The 20,604-nt window shown below is 38.5% G+C and carries 19 protein-coding genes; 8 read left to right on the top strand and 11 right to left on the bottom strand.

Annotated features, from left to right (window positions below; all coding sequences use genetic code 11):
* Window positions 1-5 precede the first annotated feature (5 nt).
* Complete coding sequence (locus FH971_RS15030) at window positions 6-1,223, top strand: phosphopentomutase (RefSeq protein WP_140235622.1); 1,218 nt, start codon at window positions 6-8, stop codon at window positions 1,221-1,223.
* A 97-nt stretch (window positions 1,224-1,320) separates the two neighbouring features.
* Complete coding sequence (gene deoD, locus FH971_RS15025; protein WP_140234870.1) at window positions 1,321-2,031, top strand: purine-nucleoside phosphorylase; 711 nt, start codon at window positions 1,321-1,323, stop codon at window positions 2,029-2,031.
* Window positions 2,032-2,082: 51 nt separating this feature from the next.
* Here the strand turns inward: deoD and FH971_RS15020 are convergent, their stop codons facing one another.
* Window positions 2,083-2,757: an AhpA/YtjB family protein gene (locus tag FH971_RS15020; RefSeq protein ID WP_140234869.1), complete on the bottom strand. Its 675-nt coding sequence runs from the start codon at window positions 2,755-2,757 to the stop codon at window positions 2,083-2,085.
* 161 nt (window positions 2,758-2,918) lie between these two features.
* On the opposite strand from FH971_RS15020, the gene serB reads away from it, so the two are divergent.
* Window positions 2,919-3,905 carry a phosphoserine phosphatase SerB gene (gene serB, locus FH971_RS15015; protein WP_140234868.1) on the top strand — a complete coding sequence of 329 codons (987 nt, stop codon included), beginning with the start codon at window positions 2,919-2,921 and terminating at the stop codon, window positions 3,903-3,905.
* A 116-nt stretch (window positions 3,906-4,021) separates the two neighbouring features.
* A complete protein-coding gene (locus tag FH971_RS15010) occupies window positions 4,022-4,939 on the top strand; it encodes an alpha/beta fold hydrolase (RefSeq protein WP_140234867.1) in 918 nt (305 codons plus the stop codon).
* Here the strand turns inward: FH971_RS15010 and FH971_RS15005 are convergent, their stop codons facing one another.
* On the bottom strand, window positions 4,940-7,324 hold the full coding sequence (locus FH971_RS15005; RefSeq protein ID WP_140234866.1) for a PilZ domain-containing protein: 2,385 nt from the start codon (window positions 7,322-7,324) through the stop codon (window positions 4,940-4,942).
* 444 nt (window positions 7,325-7,768) lie between these two features.
* Between FH971_RS15005 and radA the strand changes: the two genes are divergently transcribed.
* A complete protein-coding gene (gene radA, locus FH971_RS15000) occupies window positions 7,769-9,148 on the top strand; it encodes a DNA repair protein RadA (RefSeq protein ID WP_137226287.1) in 1,380 nt (459 codons plus the stop codon).
* A gap of 95 nt (window positions 9,149-9,243) precedes the next feature.
* Here radA and FH971_RS14995 read toward each other — a convergent pair whose 3' ends face one another.
* The 4 genes from FH971_RS14995 to ubiU all read right to left on the bottom strand — a co-directional run bounded on the left by FH971_RS14995 (window position 9,244) and on the right by ubiU (window position 13,427).
* Window positions 9,244-9,603, bottom strand: coding sequence for a PilZ domain-containing protein (locus FH971_RS14995; RefSeq protein WP_137226289.1), 360 nt, complete (start codon window positions 9,601-9,603; stop codon window positions 9,244-9,246).
* Between the two features lie 153 nt (window positions 9,604-9,756).
* Complete coding sequence (locus FH971_RS14990; protein WP_420853482.1) at window positions 9,757-11,088, bottom strand: YjiH family protein; 1,332 nt, start codon at window positions 11,086-11,088, stop codon at window positions 9,757-9,759.
* 386 nt (window positions 11,089-11,474) lie between these two features.
* Complete coding sequence (locus FH971_RS14985; RefSeq protein ID WP_137226293.1) at window positions 11,475-12,416, bottom strand: U32 family peptidase; 942 nt, start codon at window positions 12,414-12,416, stop codon at window positions 11,475-11,477.
* A gap of 9 nt (window positions 12,417-12,425) precedes the next feature.
* On the bottom strand, window positions 12,426-13,427 hold the full coding sequence (ubiU, locus tag FH971_RS14980) for a ubiquinone anaerobic biosynthesis protein UbiU (protein WP_140234864.1): 1,002 nt from the start codon (window positions 13,425-13,427) through the stop codon (window positions 12,426-12,428).
* Between the two features lie 140 nt (window positions 13,428-13,567).
* On the opposite strand from ubiU, the gene ubiT reads away from it, so the two are divergent.
* Window positions 13,568-14,065: a ubiquinone anaerobic biosynthesis accessory factor UbiT gene (ubiT, locus tag FH971_RS14975; RefSeq protein ID WP_140234863.1), complete on the top strand. Its 498-nt coding sequence runs from the start codon at window positions 13,568-13,570 to the stop codon at window positions 14,063-14,065.
* A gap of 92 nt (window positions 14,066-14,157) precedes the next feature.
* On the opposite strand, the gene FH971_RS14970 is transcribed toward ubiT, so the two are convergent.
* Together FH971_RS14970 and trhP are read right to left on the bottom strand one after the other, a co-directional pair.
* A complete protein-coding gene (locus FH971_RS14970) occupies window positions 14,158-14,409 on the bottom strand; it encodes a YfhL family 4Fe-4S dicluster ferredoxin (RefSeq protein ID WP_137226299.1) in 252 nt (83 codons plus the stop codon).
* 12 nt (window positions 14,410-14,421) lie between these two features.
* Window positions 14,422-15,786, bottom strand: a complete 1,365-nt coding sequence (trhP, locus tag FH971_RS14965) for a prephenate-dependent tRNA uridine(34) hydroxylase TrhP (RefSeq protein WP_140234862.1) — start codon at window positions 15,784-15,786, stop codon at window positions 14,422-14,424.
* 252 nt (window positions 15,787-16,038) lie between these two features.
* On the opposite strand from trhP, the gene FH971_RS14960 reads away from it, so the two are divergent.
* Both FH971_RS14960 and FH971_RS14955 read left to right on the top strand, forming a co-directional pair.
* A complete protein-coding gene (locus tag FH971_RS14960; RefSeq protein ID WP_140234861.1) occupies window positions 16,039-16,881 on the top strand; it encodes an HDOD domain-containing protein in 843 nt (280 codons plus the stop codon).
* A gap of 106 nt (window positions 16,882-16,987) precedes the next feature.
* Window positions 16,988-18,478 carry a putative bifunctional diguanylate cyclase/phosphodiesterase gene (locus FH971_RS14955; RefSeq protein ID WP_140234860.1) on the top strand — a complete coding sequence of 497 codons (1,491 nt, stop codon included), beginning with the start codon at window positions 16,988-16,990 and terminating at the stop codon, window positions 18,476-18,478.
* A 46-nt stretch (window positions 18,479-18,524) separates the two neighbouring features.
* On the opposite strand, the gene FH971_RS14950 is transcribed toward FH971_RS14955, so the two are convergent.
* The 3 genes from FH971_RS14950 to FH971_RS14940 form a co-directional block, all read right to left on the bottom strand.
* Window positions 18,525-18,956, bottom strand: a complete 432-nt coding sequence (locus FH971_RS14950; protein WP_140234859.1) for a thioesterase family protein — start codon at window positions 18,954-18,956, stop codon at window positions 18,525-18,527.
* A 26-nt stretch (window positions 18,957-18,982) separates the two neighbouring features.
* Entirely contained in the window at window positions 18,983-19,798 is an 816-nt protein-coding gene (locus FH971_RS14945; RefSeq protein ID WP_140234858.1) for a substrate-binding periplasmic protein, read from the bottom strand.
* A gap of 332 nt (window positions 19,799-20,130) precedes the next feature.
* Complete coding sequence (locus FH971_RS14940; protein ID WP_140234857.1) at window positions 20,131-20,604, bottom strand: LabA-like NYN domain-containing protein; 474 nt, start codon at window positions 20,602-20,604, stop codon at window positions 20,131-20,133.

Below are 20,604 nucleotides of genomic sequence, written 5' to 3'. Positions count from 1 at the left end.
ACATGATGAAACGAACTTTTATTTTAATGCTCGACTCTTTTGGTGTCGGTGCAGCCACCGATGCAGATAAGTTTGGTGATGTCGGTTCTGATACTTTCGGCCACATTGCGCAGGCGTGTGCGGAAGGTAAAGCGGATATTGGCCGACAAGGGCCTTTAAAATTACCTAATCTTGCTCGATTAGGTTTAGGTCACGCAGGCTTTGAAAGTACGGGTCAATTTGCTGCTGGTTTTGGTGATAATGTTGAGCTTATTGGTGCTTATGGTCATGCTGATGAATTAAGCTCTGGCAAAGATACACCAAGTGGTCATTGGGAAATGGCTGGTGTACCCGTTTTATATGAATGGGGATATTTCAGCGATTTAACCAATTCATTTCCTAAAGAATTAACCGATAAAATCCTAAAACGCGCCGGATTAGACGGCTTCTTAGGTAACAGCCATGCTTCAGGCACTAAAATTCTTGAAGAATTAGGCGAAGAGCACATGAAAACAGGCAAGCCTATTTTTTACACTTCTGCCGATTCGGTATTTCAAATAGCTTGTCATGAAGAATCATTTGGCCTAGAAAATCTATACAATTTATGCAAAATCGCTCGTGAAGAGTTAGAGCCTTATAATATTGGCCGTGTTATTGCGCGCCCGTTTGTAGGGACTGGAGCGATAGATTTTGCGCGTACAGGCAATCGTCATGATTACGCGGTATTACCGCCAGCACCAACAGTGCTCGATAAAATGAAAGATGCTGGTGGTGAAGTGGTGAGTATTGGTAAAATTGCCGATATTTATGCTCATAGTGGTATTACTCAAAAGTTTAAAGCCACGGGTCTTGAAGAGCTATTTGATGAAACCTTAGCGCAAATTAAGCGTGCGGGTGATAACACTATTGTATTTACTAACTTTGTTGATTTTGACTCACATTATGGTCATCGTCGTGACACTGCTGGTTATGCTAAAGCTCTTGAATATTTTGATTCTCGTTTACCTGAGTTATTTGCGGCTTTAGAGCCAGATGACCTTGTTTTATTTACAGCAGATCATGGTTGTGATCCTACCTGGGTGGGTACTGAGCATACTCGTGAACGCGTACCAGTTTTAGCTTATGGTGCTGGTTTACCTGCGGGTTCATTAGGTCGCCGTAAGTCTTTTGCTGATATTGGTCAGTCTATTGCGAGTTATTTTAAGTTAGAACCAATGAATTATGGTGAATCTTTTATTAATTAGTCACATTTTCAAACGACGGTTCTATATAAAGTTTAATGCCTTTGCTAAACTGCAAACATGATTAAGTAAAATAAAATAGAAACATAGGGGTTATAACATGGCTACACCACATATTAATGCTGTTGAAGGTGCTTTTGGCGACACTGTACTTTTCCCAGGAGATCCATTACGTGCAAAATACATTGCAGAAACATTTCTAGAAAATGTTGAGCAAGTAACAGATGTTCGTAACATGCTTGGTTTTACTGGTACTTATAAAGGTAAGCGTATTTCGGTTATGGGTTCAGGTATGGGAATTCCATCTTGTTCAATTTATGCTCATGAATTAATCAAAGATTATGGCGTTAAAAACCTAATCCGTGTTGGTACTTGTGGTGCTATTAGCACTGATGTAAAAGTGCGTGATGTGATTATTGGTATGGGTGCATGTACAGACTCACGCGTGAATCGTTTACGTTTTAAAGATAACGATTTTGCTGCTATTGCTGATTACAGCTTATTAAGCGCAGTCGTTGATTCAGCTAAAAAACATGGAACGAAGATCCGTGTTGGTAACGTTTTTTCTGCTGATTTATTCTACACTCCAGATCCTCAAATGTTTGATGTGATGGAAAAGATGGGTGTTTTAGGCGTCGAAATGGAAGCTGCTGGCTTGTATGGTGTTGCACATGAGTTAGGTGCAAAAGCCTTGTGTGTCGTGACTGTATCTGACCATATTCGTACTGGTGAAAAAACCACTTCTGATGAGCGTCAAACCACATTCAGCGACATGATAGTTATGACTTTAGATGCAGCATTAACACTGTAATTTAAACGTTAATTATAAAAATGGGCACTCATTGAGTGCCCATTTTTTATATTATTTTTTGCTATCTGTATCTATATCTGTTGCAGAGGAAGGAGTAAATGACCTCTTTTTGGTCTTTTTATGTAATTTGAGTCGTGTTTTTCGACGATCAAAATCTGCTCGTTTAAATGATAATGCGCGAGAGAGTAATAAACCAATAAAGCCAGCTACAACCAACATCATCTGTTGTAATTGCATATTTTGTTCATACAACACTTTTATTTCATCAAAAAATATATCCAGATTTAAACGTACTTCCACGTAACCTAAATTATTATTATCTTGAATCACGTTTTCAATTAATGGAGGATACGGTTTTAACAAACCTTTTAATGTTTCTGAATCTGCTTCTAAGTTTTCATATGACACACTTTGTGCAAAAGCCAATCTGACACCTTGCGAATTATAGATATTCACCGACATCACTTTAGGATCCGCTGCTAGTGCAGATGCTAACCATTGAAGTTGTTCATCATTTTGCAAAAACATTGCTGGTGCAGCACCATTAGCAGCTTGTTGTGCTAACAGTCGAGCCATCACTTTTGTCTGTGAATTTAATAATTTCTGGCCATTACGTAAACTCGATTGCCACAATTGTATTAGACCTAATATCAGTACTATTGCTACAATGATTTGCACAATTCTGCTGACTTTTTGTCTTTTTTTAAGGCCTTTAATAAAAATCACTTTAATCCTCAGTGTTTTTTCTATTTAATTAGAAACTGTCTTTTTGGGCATTTTTGTGGGCAGCCCTTCTGTAGTTATCTAATTACAGAGAATCATCAAAAAGCTATATTAATCGAAAAATTTGTCAGTAGATAGTCGTAACATACTAAGAGGCCGTATTGATGCTTAAACAAGATGATAATGTTTTACTAAATTGGTTATTTTCAGGTAGTTGTGAGACATATCAACATCTAAGCTGTGTGTTATATCGTTATCGAGAGTCAGATTATTTGAATAATTTGCAAGCTCATTTATCGTACCGTTGTCGAGTGATTTTTAGTGTTGAATGCTCAACTGAAATTGAGTCTTGGTTATCCTCTATTCCAACGAATGCCCATATTGCAAAGCTTGACAGGCAGAATGATTTATTAGGTTTTGAATTGGCGGCCCAAGTAGCGAATGATCAATGGATAGCGTCATTCCCAACGAATATAGCTGCTGAAATTGTGCTTGTTCAACAACCTTTAGCTCGCCTCAATCAACCGGGATTATTGGTGATGGATATGGATTCCACAGCGATTGAAATCGAATGTATTGACGAACTTGCCTTCATGGCTGGTGTTGGTGAAGAAGTTGCCGCCGTTACAGCAAGTGCAATGCGTGGTGAACTAGACTTTGAACAATCTTTAAGACAACGTGTCAGCAAGCTTGCTGGAGCCGATGCGGCGATTATTCAACAATTATGCGATACCTTACCCTTAATGTCTGGTCTTGAAGCGATGTTAGCCGAATTAAAAACGCATCAATGGAAGTTAGTAGTCGCTTCCGGTGGCTTTACACCATTTGTGGACCATTTAAAGACATTATTGAATTTAGACGCCGCGTTTGCCAATGAACTGGTTATTGTTGATGGTAAGCTCAGCGGTGAAGTGACCGGTGATGTCGTGGATGCTCAATACAAAGCTAACGTAGTGAATCAGTGTGCTGAACAATGGTCTATTGCATCTGGCCAACGAGTGGCAATTGGTGATGGTGCCAATGACATTGCGATGATCCAGGCCGCTGATTTAGGATTGGCATTTCATGCTAAGCCTAAATTAATTGCCGCCGCAGATGCTTCAATACAACATGTCGATTTACGTGCTTTGGTTTTTTGCTTACAGCTATAAAGACAGTATCAATGCTTATAAAGCACGTTAAATATAGAATAGTTACTCTATTCTAGTTGTAATTCATGGCAGTAATGTTAGTTTTAGATTTATTATTACTAATATAACTGCCTATTTTGACTAAAGATATCTTCCAAGATTCTCTCTATATTCCATACCGTGATGGTTCATTACATCTTCGGCATATTCGTCCTACGACATTAACACCTCTGGGGATCCCCATTTTGATGTTGCATGGTGCTATGTCAAATGGGAGGGTATTTTACAGTGACACAGGGCGCGGTCTAGGGTGTTTTTTGGCTAAGGCTGGTTTTGATGTTTATGTTATGGATACCGCAGGGCGTGGCTTGAGTAAGCCTGTTATTGATCGTCATTTTTCTTTGGGTCAAGGTGAAGTCATTCGTGAACAATTGCCTTTAGTACAACATTTTATTACCAAGCGTCACCCTTTGGTGAATAAAGTACATTGGTGTGCACATTCATGGGGAGGGGTATTAATGGCCAGCAGTTTGGCTCGTTATACTCATTTACAATCCAGTGTTGCATCACTATTAACTTTTGGCTCTAAACGCACTATCAAGGTGAAGTCATTTAAGAAATGGTTAATGGTAGATTTTTTCTGGAATCGTTTTGCGCCATTGTATATAGCCAAACAAGGCTACTTTGATGCCAGTCGGCTTCGTGTCGGTATGGACAATGAAAGCCGTGCATCTTTATTGCAAACCATTGATTGGGTTAAGGGGGATTGGATTGATCATGACGATCATTTTCACTATGCCCAAGCTGCAACAAAAGCACTATGGCCACCGGCTTGGTTCATTGCGGGGAAAAATGATCATGTTTTAGGCAATCCATCAGATGTACGCGATATGATCGATGAATGTGGTTTTACCCAGATTAAGTACACATTGCTCGCTAAAGAAAAGGGTAATTTAATGGATTATAATCACGCAGGTATGTTGACAGAACGACAGGCAGAGCAAGATCATTTTGTACAAATTAAACAATGGTATTTGGGCCTAGCAGAGCATTGATTAGGTTAGCGTCATGACACTTGGAAAGCGAAATTCAACTTCTGCGGTAATATCGAGTAACTCACCAGAGCCAATGACTTTCCATAACTGCTCTTCCAATTGCTTAGCTCGATGATTTGCATGAATATGAATATACTCTAGCTCGCGTCGAATATAACTCATATCGGGCTTGTCAGTTGCTCCTACATACACTCTTAATGCCATAAAACGACCCGCTTTTTTACTTTGAGTAATAAATTCAATTTGTTGTTCTCTATTAATCAGTTCAGATTTAAGTTTACATTGAATTTGCACTGCGCCTCTAGGGTGACGTGTGAGTTGAATAAATACTTCAAAAAAGGTCATATCTTGCGTGGGTTTCATCAGTTTAAGCGGGTCTACAATTTGCTGTTTTAATACATTGTTCTTTAACAGTGGCATTAAGTTGTATTGCAGTAATTTATCACTATCCTGAGCAAATAAATGACTAATTTCATCGGACGTAGTACCAATACCTATATATGCCATTTTTGCCGTTTTGGCTGTTTTTTCAATAAAATAGGGTACACCAGGTAATTGACGCATTAACAGATTTTTCATCCCGTCAGCCAGTTCTTTCTTTTGGCCTTCGTTATCAGATAATTGTTCGAGTTTTTGTTTATTGTGAGCAATGAGCTTATTTAAAAACGTTACACCTTCATGTGGTGAGTGACCAATAATGGCACTGACATGTAAAATCAGCCCATTCATTCGGCTGCGTATTAATTGGTATGGTAAATTTGATAAATTCGTTGTATTCGCTGCGGCCTGAAGTCTTGGAAATGATAATGTTATGGCACCCGGTTCATCAAAGTTGGTGGTCTTTTCTAACATAATTTGTAAACCACGACTTGAAATATCATGAGTGATACCCGATGTCTGTTTATCACCTTGCTGGATGGTAATTAAGGTTTTAAAAGAGAATCGGGCTTCATGGCGCCGTTCACTAAATGGCATTGAAACCTTTTTGATGTTTTGTTGCTTGATCTTAGTTTGCGCAAAAACCTTTAAAGCATTGACATCGGATTGCTCAAACCAGCATTGATAGTCCTTACGAGCTTCCTCGTTAGTTAAATCAATAAGTTGTAAAGTATGACTAAATTGAGCTAATTGTTGTTCTGTGAGGGCTGCATAACGAGCATCATCTCCGGGGAGGGTCGATGTTTTGTAGCTTTTACTGTGATCGATTACTTGAGTGATCACTTTAAACACTCGCCAACTGGCTTTTTTAGAAGCAAAACCGAAAAATAAATGGATATTTTTAGTGGATTTAAGTTCCGCTAAGGTAGCAGAATAAAAATGTAACTTACCGTTGGCATGATAAGTAAAACTAAATAAATAACTATGGTCATTGTTTTCGGCTTGATTAATCAGTTGAGTTAACCGACTCGTATTAAGAAGGCTTGGGAGTTGGCTAATTTCATTTTCATCTTGAAAATAATGCTGGATAGATTGGTTACTTCGACTCAGCAATTCATAAGTTATCTGTGGTTTATTATCAACCGAAGAAACAAACAAGGGTAAATGCGTCAATAAAGGCAGGTAATGACGCTCATAACCTAATCCCGTCGCGGTAACGATGACATCATTAACATCCACTTTATAGCGGAATTTATGCCCGCGGATTAACTGCGATAACAAGCTATCTAACGCCCCTCCGCCGCCGAGCCTTTTTAGTCTAAAGATGGCACTGTCATCTTTGTTTTGAATATCAACTATTTGATAGTCAACACCTTGCTGTAAATCATCCAAATAATATTCATCACTGAGTTCAAGCAGTTTTACGCGCAACGGTTTGTCTTGGTCAAAGCCATGTTTCAATGGCAATTTAATGCGAGCTCCGCCGACGGATAAATCTAGCGTAACGCCATTATCTTCAGCTAGCCCTTGCTGAGAAACCATGATTCGAATGCTATAATTCATTCGTTCTTCACTACGATTAAAGTAGCTCCCGAGCACGACTCCAGGCACCAGAAATTGATTTTCTTGGTTAGTATCTTCGTCAGAGACTTTTTCTCTCAGTCTAAGGCGACGCCGCTTATGCAGTTTAATAACATGCTCATATACGCCTAGTGTGTAATTATTGCGATATAATGGCAGTATTTGTAATAAAGACTCTTTTGCTGGTGCATCTAGGAAATGTTTTTGATTAGCAATGACTATTTCTTCGCAAGGTAATTCAGTTTTGTCGCGTAAATCAATCAGTCGTGTGCATAAAGATGAGATTCGGTTTAGCTCCATTTTCAGTAGAAAACGGGTAGAATTTGATTCGTCAGCGGTTAACTGTTCAAAAATATCCTGAAAGTCAGGTTCCATGATCAGAGACTTTAGTTGTTCAATTAATGCACTGTGGTTTTCTAAGCTCATTATTATGTCGTTTCAAATACTTATTGTAAGTCTGGCTGATAATGTTATCGGCAAGAAAGTGCTAATCTGTATTGTAATATACATTTCTGCGATCTTGGTAAACTATGGCGAAATGATATGCTATGAATTGTCATATTACTCAGATTAACACGCGATGTTATGGATAACGCGTTATTGATTTAGCACTGGCTTTACTGCGCGCTATTTATCACTCATTTATAGTTGTTCTGTATGGAGTGTGAACAAGATTTTAACCATTGGCAAGACTCAAACTAAAGATCATTGTTATTATTACTAATATAAGTCATCAAAGCGGTTATTTTGCTTTTGTCGATGGTACATAGATGTAATAAACACAACTTTTTAATTATGATTGTTTGGGAGTCTTTAGATCAAATAACTTGAATTGTAACGTATTAATTGGTTTTCAATATAGGATTTAACATGGCAAAAGCTCCAAAAATGACATTTGTTTGTGACGATTGTGGTCAAGATTATCCGCGTTGGCAGGGGCAATGTCGTTGTGGTGCGTGGAACTCTTTAGTTGAAATGAGGTTGTCGGCATCAAAGAGTTCAACCTCGCGTTCATCGGTATTGGGCTACGCAGGTGCTGTTGGTGGCGGTTCCAAAAAGCTGAGTGAAGTTGAATCTGTGGAGGCTGAAAAAAGACTCACTGAAATTGGTGAGTTAGACAGGGTATTAAGCGGTGGATTAACAACTGGTTCTGTTAATATTATTTCAGGTGATCCTGGTGCAGGTAAAACAACGTTGTTATCCGATTTAGTTGCTCGAATGTCGCAATCAATGGCGTCGTTGTACTGTACTGCAGAAGAGTCATTATCCCAATTTAAGAATCGCGTTAATCGTTTAAAGCTTAATTATAACGAAGATAACTTGTTTCTGTTGTCTGAAACCAGCGTAGAAGCGATTATTGAGGAATTAGAAGCTAAGCAAATTAAATTTGCCGTAATCGATTCTATTCAAGCAGTCGTTACAGATTCTGCAAATGGGAGTCCAGGGTCGCCGTCGCAAGTTAAAACCGCTGCACAAGCGTTTACGCAATACTGTAAAAAAAATAACGTGACTATGTTTATTATTGCTCATGTGAATAAAAATAATGAAATCGCTGGACCGCAAACCTTAGTCCATATTGTGGATTCCTTGCTACATATTGACACTAATGATGGCCAAATTCGTACCTTACGAGCCAATAAAAACCGTTTTGGTGATGTCGATACCGTGGGTATTTTTCGTATGAGTGAGCGTGGAATGCTCAGTGTTGATAACCCTAGCGAAATATTTTTATCGGGCTCCACCACAGAATCACCTGGTTCGACAATTACCTGTATTCGTAAAGGTAATCGTAATTTGTTGTTAGAAATACAATGTTTAACGACTGAAACTGAGTCTGAATTTCCGCAGCGTGTATGCGTCGGTCTTAACATGAACCGAATTAAGATGTTAACGGGGATTTTACGTAAACATACTAAAACCAAGATATATCATGATACTTTTTTCAACATTGTCGGCGGATTGAAAATTGATGAATCAGAAACCTGTATTGATTTAGCGCTTGTTACGGCATTATTGAGCAGCTTAAATGACTTTGTGGTGCCTAGAACCACTTGTATTATGGGTGAGTTGAGTTTGAACGGCGATGTACGTCCAATTGACAGTGGTGTTCCAAGGGTAAAAGAAGCTGCACAGCACGGGTTTACGGAGATTTTTATTCCATTTCGGAATTACCATAAAACCATGGAAGGGTTAGGCGCCAAAATCACTCCGGTAAAAACTATTCATGAGCTACTTGAGCTCATTCATTAATCATCCATTGTGCAAATGGCTCATATAAAAAAGGTAAATCAATGATTTACCTTTTTTTGTTTTCGCGACGTTATTAATTAATTTTTTATTAGTCACTACGGAGCGATTAAAAACGTAAGTTCACGGTTTAATAGCTGGGCATCACCCATATTTAATTCAATTATTCTTCGAAGGTGGGTGATACTGTCAACATCAATATGTGTACATTTTAAGCCAAGATGTTCAGGCGTTTTATGCACAATTTCAGTTTCCATTGTTAATTCAATAGCGGAGTCTGCTAGCATAAATTTTAGCGTTAACATGCTATCTGGCTGCTCATTGTAATCTGCAGGTCTTTCTACTAAGGCGCCATTGAGACTTAAATCTAAAATTTTTGTTTGCCATGTTTTCTCTGCTTGCGTGAGGTAAGCACTGGCTGCAAATAAAATACGAGAAAACTTACGCCTATCGTCCATGGTTTGCCCTTAGTTATTCAGCATTATAATGATATGTCGTTAATGTTACTTTTTAAGCATACTCGATTTATCTCGGTTACGCAGAAAATTTTTAACATAAACTGAAGCGCATGCGCTTCAGTTTATTTAGTGGTGTTGAGTTCGCTTGTGAAATTAAACCAGCAAGTGGCCCATTAACGCAATAATAGGCAAGGTTACTAACGTTCGTAGAATAAAGATGACGAATAGTTCAAAAAAGTTAACAGGGATTTTACTGCCAATTAAAAGTGCACCCACTTCACTCATATAAATAAGCTGAGTAACAGATAAAGCAGCAATCACAAAGCGTGTTAAGTCAGACTCTATCGAACTGGCTAAAATGGATGGAATAAACATATCCGCAAAGCCAACAACAATCGTTTTTGAGGCTTCGGTAGCTTCTGGAATATGGAGTAATTCTAAAAATGGAATAAATGGCATACCTAAGTAATTAAAAATTGGTGTGTGTTCCGCTAATATCAAAGCTACTGTGCCAATAGCCATAACCACGGGGATAACACCAAATATCATATCGACAACGTTTTTAATCCCTTCAGTCAGAACATGTTTAATTCCACCAGCAGAGGATGCTCGTTGCATTGCTTGATCAAATCCCCATGAAAACACCCCATGATTAGCTGGGATCGTTTCGTCATCTTCGTGGCGAGGAGTGTTATCGATGTAAAGATCTTTCTTCCATGATAGCGGAGGTAGTTTAGGAACTATGATTGCGGCAACAAAGCCTGCTAGACATACGGTGAGATAAAATGGCGCAAAAAGATGTTCTAGTTTGACTTGTGATATCACCACTAGACTGAACGTTATTGACACCGCAGAGAACGTAGTACCTATGACAGCAGCTTCACGGGCAGTATAGAAACGGGTTTCGTATTGTTTGGTGGTCATTAAAATGCCCACGCTGCCATCACCTAACCAAGACGCCATACAGTCAATGGCACTTCGCCCTGGTAAATTAAATATTGGCCGCATCACTTTAGTTAATAACGTACCAAAAAACTCTAATAAGCCAAAATTAAGTAATAAGGGTAATAACATACCGGCAAAAATAAATACCGAGAACAACACTGGGACTAAATCATTGAGTACTAGGCCGCCAGTTGACGATGAAATAATCGCATCAGGTCCCACTTGCAAGTAAACCATGACAATAAAGATTGCCCCCAGTATCCGCACGACTAACCAGAATAAATTTACTTTCAGTAAAGTGCGTAAAAAAGTGTTTTTACGCACAAATTTAGGATTAATGATCTGAGTAAACAGTGAGGCGAATGCCATTAATACAACAATACAGGTAACAATAAGCTGAATCGAACTGCCCATTTGGCTTTGCAATGCTTTTGAGATGATAGCGATTGGAATGGTAATAGACCCTTCGATGTTAATTGGGGTCATAAACAATAATAAACCAATCAGTGATGGAATAATAAAGGTGAGGATTGTTTTGATGCTGTGTTTTTTCTGTGTCACGTTAAATTCACCCTACATATTTGCTTTAAGTTGGGAAAGCTGTCCTTTCCAACTGTTTATCATGGACAGACATTGAATGTCCATTCAGTTGTATTTTTTGGTAGGCAAGGTTACCCCCATATTTACAGCTTGTAAAATGATAACTTAACCGAATAGATATTAGTGAAATGTGAGTAGTTATTTGCTTTGAAAGAATCACTTTTTATATAACGAAATACTAATTGAACTGAATGTTTAGTATTTTGTTATTAGCGTATTTTTATTTTGATTTTGTGGAATTTACAACTACTCGATAGCCATTAAAAAATATCAATATTGTGTCAATATATGACCTATTGATTAATGGCTAGCGAGTGTTTTTTAGATTATAGCCTTGGAGGATTGGACTCAAGCACATAATCCATACCGGGTAATCCTAACCAATAACCATTGCAATGATGGCTGGCCGCCGACACAGATTTATTGTCATTAAACTGTTTTGTGAACAGTGCTTCTTTGTTAAGTGTATCCGTTTTGACTTGTTCTAAAGCATGGGCTAAGTCTGAACCCAAAGTTATATCGGCTAATTTGTTAGGTGATATTCGCCAGTAATCAATTCCCATATCGAGCATCTGTGGGATTTGGTTAATTAAATTTACCTGCGCTGCTGATTGAGTTTGGATGCCATTTAGACGCAATAAGGGTTGCGATTCTTGTGTTTGAGCAAGTAAGCCTTTGCTATGACGTTGGCAAATGGTTTGGCATTTATCTTTAGGTAACCGGTAATGTTTGGCAGTAAAACAGCGCGCTGAGAGTGCTAATGGCATATAGCCATGGCCAAGCACTTCTATTTCAAAAGCCGGTTTACCGCCGTAGTTGATAACGTTACTTAACCATTGTTGCGATAATTCACATGGCATAACAAAGCGGTACATCCCTTTACGGTGCAATAAATCAAGACTGGTTCGATTATAATTATTGATTGTTGGCCCACAAACAAAAGGGACTTTAGCTTGGTGTGCATAATGTACTGCAGCCATGTCATTAGCCTCAATACTGAAATCACCATTATCGATAGCACGCTTTAATTCGTTAAGTTCAGATTGTGCTTCTATCAGGGCCATTGTTGATAGCACCACATGCTTACCATGAGATTTAAGCATATTGGCGAGTTCAAGGTAGTCATTAAACTTCACTTCTCGACGGCGACTGCATACCGTTTCACCTAAATATACGGTATCGATATCACTTAAAGCAACGTGTTGATAAAACGCTTCTACGTTAGGTTTTGACCAACAGTAGCTAATTGGAGCAAGAGATATTTTCATTTTATAACCTTATTGCCATTGACGCTCGTAAGCACCCAATGTTGTTATTTGTCCTTCGGATACTTTTGCTAACACTTGTGCCCATTGTGGTTGTTCGCAAAACGACTCGGGGTTGGCAAAATAAGTGTCAATCGCGCTACGCCAAACTTGAGTCACTTGGCTCACATAAGCAGGACTTCGTTGTCGTCCTTCAATTTTGAGTGATTTTATTCCTGCTTGAGCCAGTTGAGGCAATAAGCTTAACGTATTTAAGCTGGTGGGTGACTCAAGTAAATATTTCGCGTCATGGTCATACTCGGCAATATAACGGCCCTTACAGACCACAGGATACCCAAGTTGCTGGCTTATATCAGCTTTATCGATTAACACGTCATTAAGCCTGGTGAGTTTATCATTGCCGTCATCTTGCCAACGCACATGATTGGCTGGCGAGCACGACCCGCCAGTATTAGGTGATTGTCCTGTCACATAGGACGATAAATGACATCGACCCTCAGCCATAATACATAGACTGCCAAAGGCAAAGACTTCAAGTTCGACCGGGCTGACTTTAGCTAAATCTCGTACTTGTTTTATTGACAGTACTCTAGGGAGAACGGCACGTTCGATATTAAATGCTTCTTTATAAAACGACAGAGCCCCTAAATTGGTCGCACTAGCTTGTACAGACAAATGCAAGGTAAGGTGAGGGTAGTGCTGGTGGGCATAATCTAGCAATGATAAATCAGCAACAATGAGGGCGTCCATTTCTAATTGAGCTGCTAAATCAACAGCTTGATACCAGCGATGTTCTTGTCCAGGTTTCGGGAAGGTGTTAAGGGTTAAAAATACTTTTCGTCCTTGGCCATGAGCCAGTTTGGTAGCTTGCGCTAGTTGAAGGGGCGAAAAGTTTAAACCGGCAAACGAACGCGCATTGGTGTCATCTTTAAGTCCGAGATAAACCGCATCAGCGCCAGCGTTAAGTGCGGCTTTGAGTGACGCTATATTACCGGCGGGGCATAAGAGTTCCATGTTGGTGTTCTCGTTTTTTTCAAAGATCAGGAGTGTAAATGTGATTGAGTTAACATGAATTGATTTAAAACAGGTTTAGTTAGATAAATTGCCAGTAGACTATCTTAATTAATAGTTATTTTTGTCGGCAGGTATTTACAATGGCTCAAGCGTTTACACACCAATTTTCACAACACTTATTACATATTGCGCCTAAGGTGGGTCGTCGTTCGCTTAATTTGATGCCAGATAAGTTAAAAATGATCGCGCTCAATAAGCTATTGAATTTAGTGTTAACAGAACAATTAAAGTCAGATGAACTCCATTTCCTCAAACAAAAGTGGGTAGGGATCTGTATTGATGATATTGGTTTACACTTTGAGGTGGGTATTGAACAAGAATTACGAGTGCGAGGATTAACTCAGCCGGATGTGACATTAAGTGCCAATGTGCCTGAGTTAATTTTAGTTGCAGCGGGCAAGGAAGATCCCGATACACTGTTTTTTCAACGTAAATTACGTATTGAAGGGGATACTGAATTAGGTTTAGAAGTAAAAAACCTATTAATGTCTATTGAGTTAGATAATTTACCTAAACCAGCTCAAGTGGGAATAGAACAAATGGCAAAATTACTGCACGCATTACAAGCCAAGGATTAACATTGGCGATAATAATAAACGGCGTTATTCGCGCTGTTTTTTTGCGTTTATTATTATCAAATTATAGATAAATTGTTGAGCCTCTTAAGTATCTAGCCTTTACCTGTGAGTACTTTATATTTTATTAATAACTCGTCTTGCGACTCGACGTGTTTGGGATCTGGATCGATACAGTCAATCGGACACACAGACACACATGTCGGTTTGTCATAATGGCCAACACATTCGGTGCATAATGCGGGATCAATTTCATACACTTCTTCACCCATAGTAATGGCCTCATTAGGACATTCGGGTTCGCACATATCACAATTAATACAGCTATCGTCAATAATTAATGCCATAAAAACCTTAAGTTAAGCAGGTTGATGAGGGTTTCGAGTGTCCATTCCCTCAGGTAAATTACGCATTAGCATGGCTTTATCGACATTGATATTATGTGGAATGGTCATAAATACAAAATGACCCGAACCCAGTGCAGCATCGATTTGCTCATTTTTACGATTCACTAATGATTCAATAGTGATAACAAAATTACCTTCGGTTGTCATCACTTCTACACTGTCACCAACAGAGAATTTATTTTTCACATCAATTTCTGCCAACCCTTGCTCGTTACGTTTGCCGGTAAACTCACCCACAAACTGCTGACTGTCGCTAACCGAATGACCATATTGATAGTTTTGATATTCATCATGAACATGACGGCGTAAAAAACCTTCGGTATAACCACGATGGGCTAAACCTTCAAGGTTATTCATTAAAGTACGATCAAAGTCTTTTCCTGCGGCTGCATCTTCTATTGCCTGACGATACAATTGTGCTGTGCGCGCAACATAGTAAAAAGACTTAGTACGACCTTCAATTTTTAATGAATCAACGCCCATTCTGGTCAAGCGATCCACATGTTGAATGGCTCGCAAATCCTTTGAATTCATAATATAGGTGCCGTGTTCATCTTCAAAAGCGGGCATATACTCGCCAGGACGACCTGCTTCTTGTAACAGAACTATGTCGTTACTGGGTTGTCCAGAGCCTAATGTTGGGTTTTCCAGCTGCACAGTTGGTGCTACAGGGATGATATCGCCAGAATCGGTTTGCTGTGCTTGATGCACATCATATTTCCAACGGCACGCATTGGTACAAGTGCCTTGATTGGGATCGCGTTTATTCATGTAACCAGACAATAAACAACGGCCAGAATATGCCATGCATAATGCACCATGAACAAATACTTCAAGTTCAATATCTGGACAACGTTGACGGATCTCTTCAATTTCATCTAATGATAATTCACGAGATAAAATGACCCGTTTAATACCTTGTTGCTGCCAGAATTTGACGGATGCCCAATTAATGGCATTAGCTTGAACTGATAAGTGAACCACTTGCTCTGGAAACGTTTCGCGCACCATCATAATTAACCCTGGATCTGACATGATTACCGCATCGGGTTTCATCGCGATCACAGGTTCCATGTCTTTAATATACGTTTTTAGCTTGGCATTGTGTGGTGCAATATTGCTGACGACATATAATTTTTTACCTAGGGCATGAGCTTCTTCAATACCAGAAGCAAGATTTTCCATTTTGAAATCATTATTTCGAACTCGTAAACTGTAACGAGGTTGGCCAGCATAAACAGCATCGGCGCCATAAGCAAAGGCGTAACGCATATTTTTAAGTGTACCAGCGGGGGATAATAATTCAGGTTTAAACATGGTTTTTCTCGACCTAGTTGAACATGGTATGATTCAAGGGCCGAAGCTTACTTAAGGATATTAGCTGGGACAAATATAGCCTTGGTATTTGTGAGGTTGGTTGTGTTTTTAGAGTATTGAAGAATCTTTTTTACCGATAAATCAAAACTGAAAGTTATAATTAATTGAATTCTAGTTAGCTCAGTAATCGCAAACGTTTTCAGTTTGGGTATATAATCTTAATATTAGTAATTATTTATTTATGGAGACTCCATGTCCACGGAACATCAACTCTTGGTCGGACTATTAAGAAAGCTTAAAGATGACGCTTTAGTTCTACCAACATTACCAGAAGTGGCTATGCGTGTTCAAGAAGTTGTGTCCCGTAAAGATTCAAGTCTTAAACAAGTCGCTGAGATCATTGGTCAAGATGCAGCTATTTCAGCTCGTATTATTAGAGTAGCAAATAGCGCTTTATACTCTGCAGGGAAAAAAGCTGAGAGTATAAACGCTGCGGTTAGTCGTATTGGTTTAGTGCAAATTAAATCTATTACAACATCTGTGGCAATGGAGCAATTATTTATCTCAACCAATGAAATGGTGTGGGAGGTAATGGATGAAGTATGGAATACCTCTATTGAGGTGACGGCTTCATCTTGTGCGATGCTTGAAATGTATAACAAGCGCCATCCAAATAAAAAATTAGACCGTGATACCTTAACTCTTGCTGGTTTGGTGCATAATATTGGCGCATTACCAGTATTAACCGAGGCCGAAGTTCAGCCAGAGCTATTTAGTCGAATTGACGATTTACGCAGTTTAGTGCGTAAAATGCAGGGGCCTATTGGTCGTGCAATATTGAAAACATGGGATTTTGCACCTGAAGTGATGGAAGTGGTGGAGCGCTGGGCTGATTTACATTACATGCCTGAAAAAGTGACTTATCTAGATTTTATTCGTTCAGCTGCATTTTATACCGGAGAGTTACGTGCGGGTGAAGAGTTAGAAGAAAGATTAGGTGTTTTTGCTGAGCGAGGCTTACCCGTGACCCCAGAAGATCTTGCTAGTGATGAGTTTATTGAAATGTATCATTCAATTAAACAGAGTTACGAATAGTCGTATTGGATTTATTGTTACCAATTTAAGTCATTGAGCCAATACAATATAATATCCAAATATAATGCTAATTTAACGTATAAAGAAAGCATAAGATTAGAACATTATGAATTATTTACTGATAATAATATTATTTATACTTACGGTTATGCTGTGCATTGTCGGGTATTTTTATTGGCGTCAATATCGATTTATTCGGCAATTGACTCATTCACTTGAATTACAATTATTAAATCAAGATTCATTTTTAATCGACTCCCCTTCAACATTATTAAAACCACTTACTAACGTCCTCAACAATTTACATCAATCAAATTATTTAAGCAGTGAACGAGATAAATTAACGGGATTGGCTAATCGCGTTGGTTTTAAACGCAGAATTCTGTCAATAATGCCTATTTCAGAAGGCATGTTAGTGTTGATAGATATTCGACAATTTCGTTTTGTAAATGATTTATTTGGTTTTGTATTTGGCGATAAACTTCTAAAAGCGTTTGCTAAAAAAATCACTAATATCAGCTGTAAAGCTCAATTTATCGCAAGGATGAACGGTAATGAGTTTCTGTTGTTTTTTCATAAACCATTGACTAGTGAGCAATTGTTTGCGATAAAAAATGATTTACAAACCCTGTTTGAAATAGAACAACAGCCAATTAGCATCAAAGTGCAGCTTGGTGTCTTGTCGTTAAACGAGCACCATGCCGATGTCAGTTTAATGTTGCGCCGATTAGATTTAGCACTGAAAAAGGCCAAAACATTAAAACAGCAGATAGCTTTTTATGATCAAGATGACGATAAAGCACAGTATCGAGAATTATTAATTATCAATGGCTTACCTAAAGGTTTAAAGCAAAACCAACTGTTTATGGTATTTCAGCCTAAGTTGGATATAAAAAGTGGTCAATGTAAACAGGTTGAAGCTTTGATTCGTTGGCAACATGAAGGCTTAGGATTAATTTCACCTAGTGAGTTTATTCCACTCGCGGAACAAACTGGTATGATCGAAATGTTAAGCTCTTGGGTGCTTGATAAGGTCATCGCTCAACAAGCTAAATGGCGCAATATGGGTATTTATATTAATGTGGCCCTAAACTTGTCATCTACTGATTTAGATAATCCCAATTTAGCTGTCGATGTTGCCACTAAATTATCCCAATACCTAGTTCCTGCCGAATCGATTACTATTGAAATCACCGAAAGTGCTTTAATGTCATCTGTCGAAAATACCATTGTTATTTTAAATCAATTGCGTGATATTGGGGTTAAACTTGCTATTGATGATTTTGGTACAGGACATTCATCGTTGGCATATTTACGTTATCTCCCAGTAGATGAAGTTAAGATTGATAAAGCCTTTTTAAATGAATTTGAAACCTCTGCTGCTGCCAAACACATTGTGAAGACCAGTATAGAACTGGCTAAAAATTTGGGTTTTAAAGTGACGGTTGAAGGCGTTGAATCAAAATCAGTATTAGAAGTGTTAACGGGTTTTGGAGTCGATACTATTCAAGGTGATTACTTTGCAAAGCCATTCACCGTAAGCGAATTTGAACATAGTTACCCGCAACTTAACTATCCGATATCTAATGAATCATAAGGAGCCTTATAAACTGAATGCAATTTTATAAGTAGAGAGTTAATGATTAAAATCCTACTGACAACTGGCTGATTAATGTTGCAGGCATAGGTGCTAACTGGCGTTTTTGATTCATGCAAACCATTTCAATTGTTGCTGTTACAGCAGGCTTTTTAGCATTTGGCCGCCATATTTCCTGTTTCCATACTGTGCGGTATTTACTCTCAAAATAAAATTGCGTACGCACATCAATAATATCAGCAAACTCAACGCCATCGTGACATAACATATCGCTGCGATAGACAGCAAAACCCAATTGTTGTTGCTGCCAAAGCTTGCTGAGTACCTCTGCGCCAATGACATGCTCCCGCGCACGTTCAAAATACTTTAAAAAATTTGGATGATAAACTACACCAGAAAAATCAGTATCTTCATAATAAATTTGTACAGCAAAAGAGTAGATTGGACTGTATTTAGGCTCTGCAGGAGAATGGCTCATATCGCTATGACCTTATTATATTGTGGTTAATCATTTTCAGGCTGAAGCAGTTGATGATATTTACCCTGCTTTTGTAATGTTAATAGCCCTTCGTCTAATAACTTGCTAAGACGCTCCGCTTGCGGATTTAGTTTAGAGAACGCGACAAAAATTTCACTTTTATGGTTAATGAATTTAGCCGTTATATCGTCTTCAACTCCCATCTGTTGAATGTAAACATCTGCCACAAGATCGAACATAATCGCGGTATCAATTCGGCCGACTAATAATAAATTGATCAGCTGACGTTGACTGTTAACCGTAATGACTTGCAATTTTCGTTGTTCTACCAGTGTGTTGAATTCGTCACCGTATTCATAACCATTCACAATCCCGATAATACTTCTGCTTGGGAGCAGCCATTTATTATTGGCCATTGTTGGATGTTCTTTAGCAAAGAAAAAAGATGCGGTTACGGTAAAAAGAGGCTCATTACCAAACACAAAGCGATCTATGGTACTTTCCTCCCGAGTGACATTAAAGACGCCATCAACAGATCCTCGCTCGGTCATTATGAGTCCGCGAGTATAAGGCACTATAATAGTAGAAACGTCTACATCAACTTGCTTGAAGGCTTGATTGATTAGATTGTGGGAAATACCGCTGCCAAATTCGTTGGCAAAAGGTGGCCAGCCATCTTCAGCTGCCAAAGTGATTTTTAATGGCTCGGCTAATGTTGTTTTTGGTGTGAAGATCACGCAAAAGATCACCAATGCAAGTAAAGTAACCTGTGCAGATATTCTGCGTACTTTATAGGTTGAAATATGATCAACCAAGGTGCTGAGGTAACCTATTAACGACATATCATCCTTTATTAAATATTTTAATAACATTGAGTGAATACTACCATCTTTACTACCCAAGTGGTATTTACTCAGTCGGGTAAATATTTGGATAATAATTATGATAATCAATAGTCTAAGGCTATAAATTGATTTCGTAAAAAATTTATTATTACAATATTGGTAACCCTAATGCAGTGATCTTAAATTTATTCATTGGTTCTTTGCAACGTTTCTCTGAGTTACTCATAATGTAAGTCTTCAATTTAATGTTTAAAAAGTTTAATTGAAGTTTAGTATTATTAGAATAAGTACTGCCATCGACGAAATCTGAAAAGCGATTGCGCAAATGATTAAATTAATAACGTGCTATCAATGGCAGTAAATTGCTGACATTGGTCGGTTAATGACTTTGCAGTAAGGCGCTCAACACTAATTACATGGGTGTAGCATGTCGTTGTTTGATTGATTTTTTTTAGTAATAAATCGAAATCGCCATCTCCAGACAGTAAAATTACTTCGTCAACAGCAGGCGCTATCTCAAGCATGTCGATGGTAATCCCAACATCCCAATCACCTTTTGCAGAGCCATCACTACGTTGAATATAGGGCTTAGTTTTCACGGTAAAGCCAATATGCTTTAGTGCATCTTGAAACTTTACCTGTCCGTCATCAGCCGGGGCTATTGCGTAGGCAATAGCGTGGCTGATATTACCTTGAGCAGATAAACGTTTATACAAGGCACGGTAATTAAATGAACGCCCAAAACCTTGTTTACAGGTGTAATAAATATTTTGCACATCTACGAATACTGCAAGCGTTGTCAT

The organism is Shewanella polaris (assembly GCF_006385555.1).
In the GTDB taxonomy this organism is placed as follows: domain Bacteria; phylum Pseudomonadota; class Gammaproteobacteria; order Enterobacterales; family Shewanellaceae; genus Shewanella; species Shewanella polaris.
This window is presented reverse-complemented; position numbering and strand designations above follow the sequence as displayed.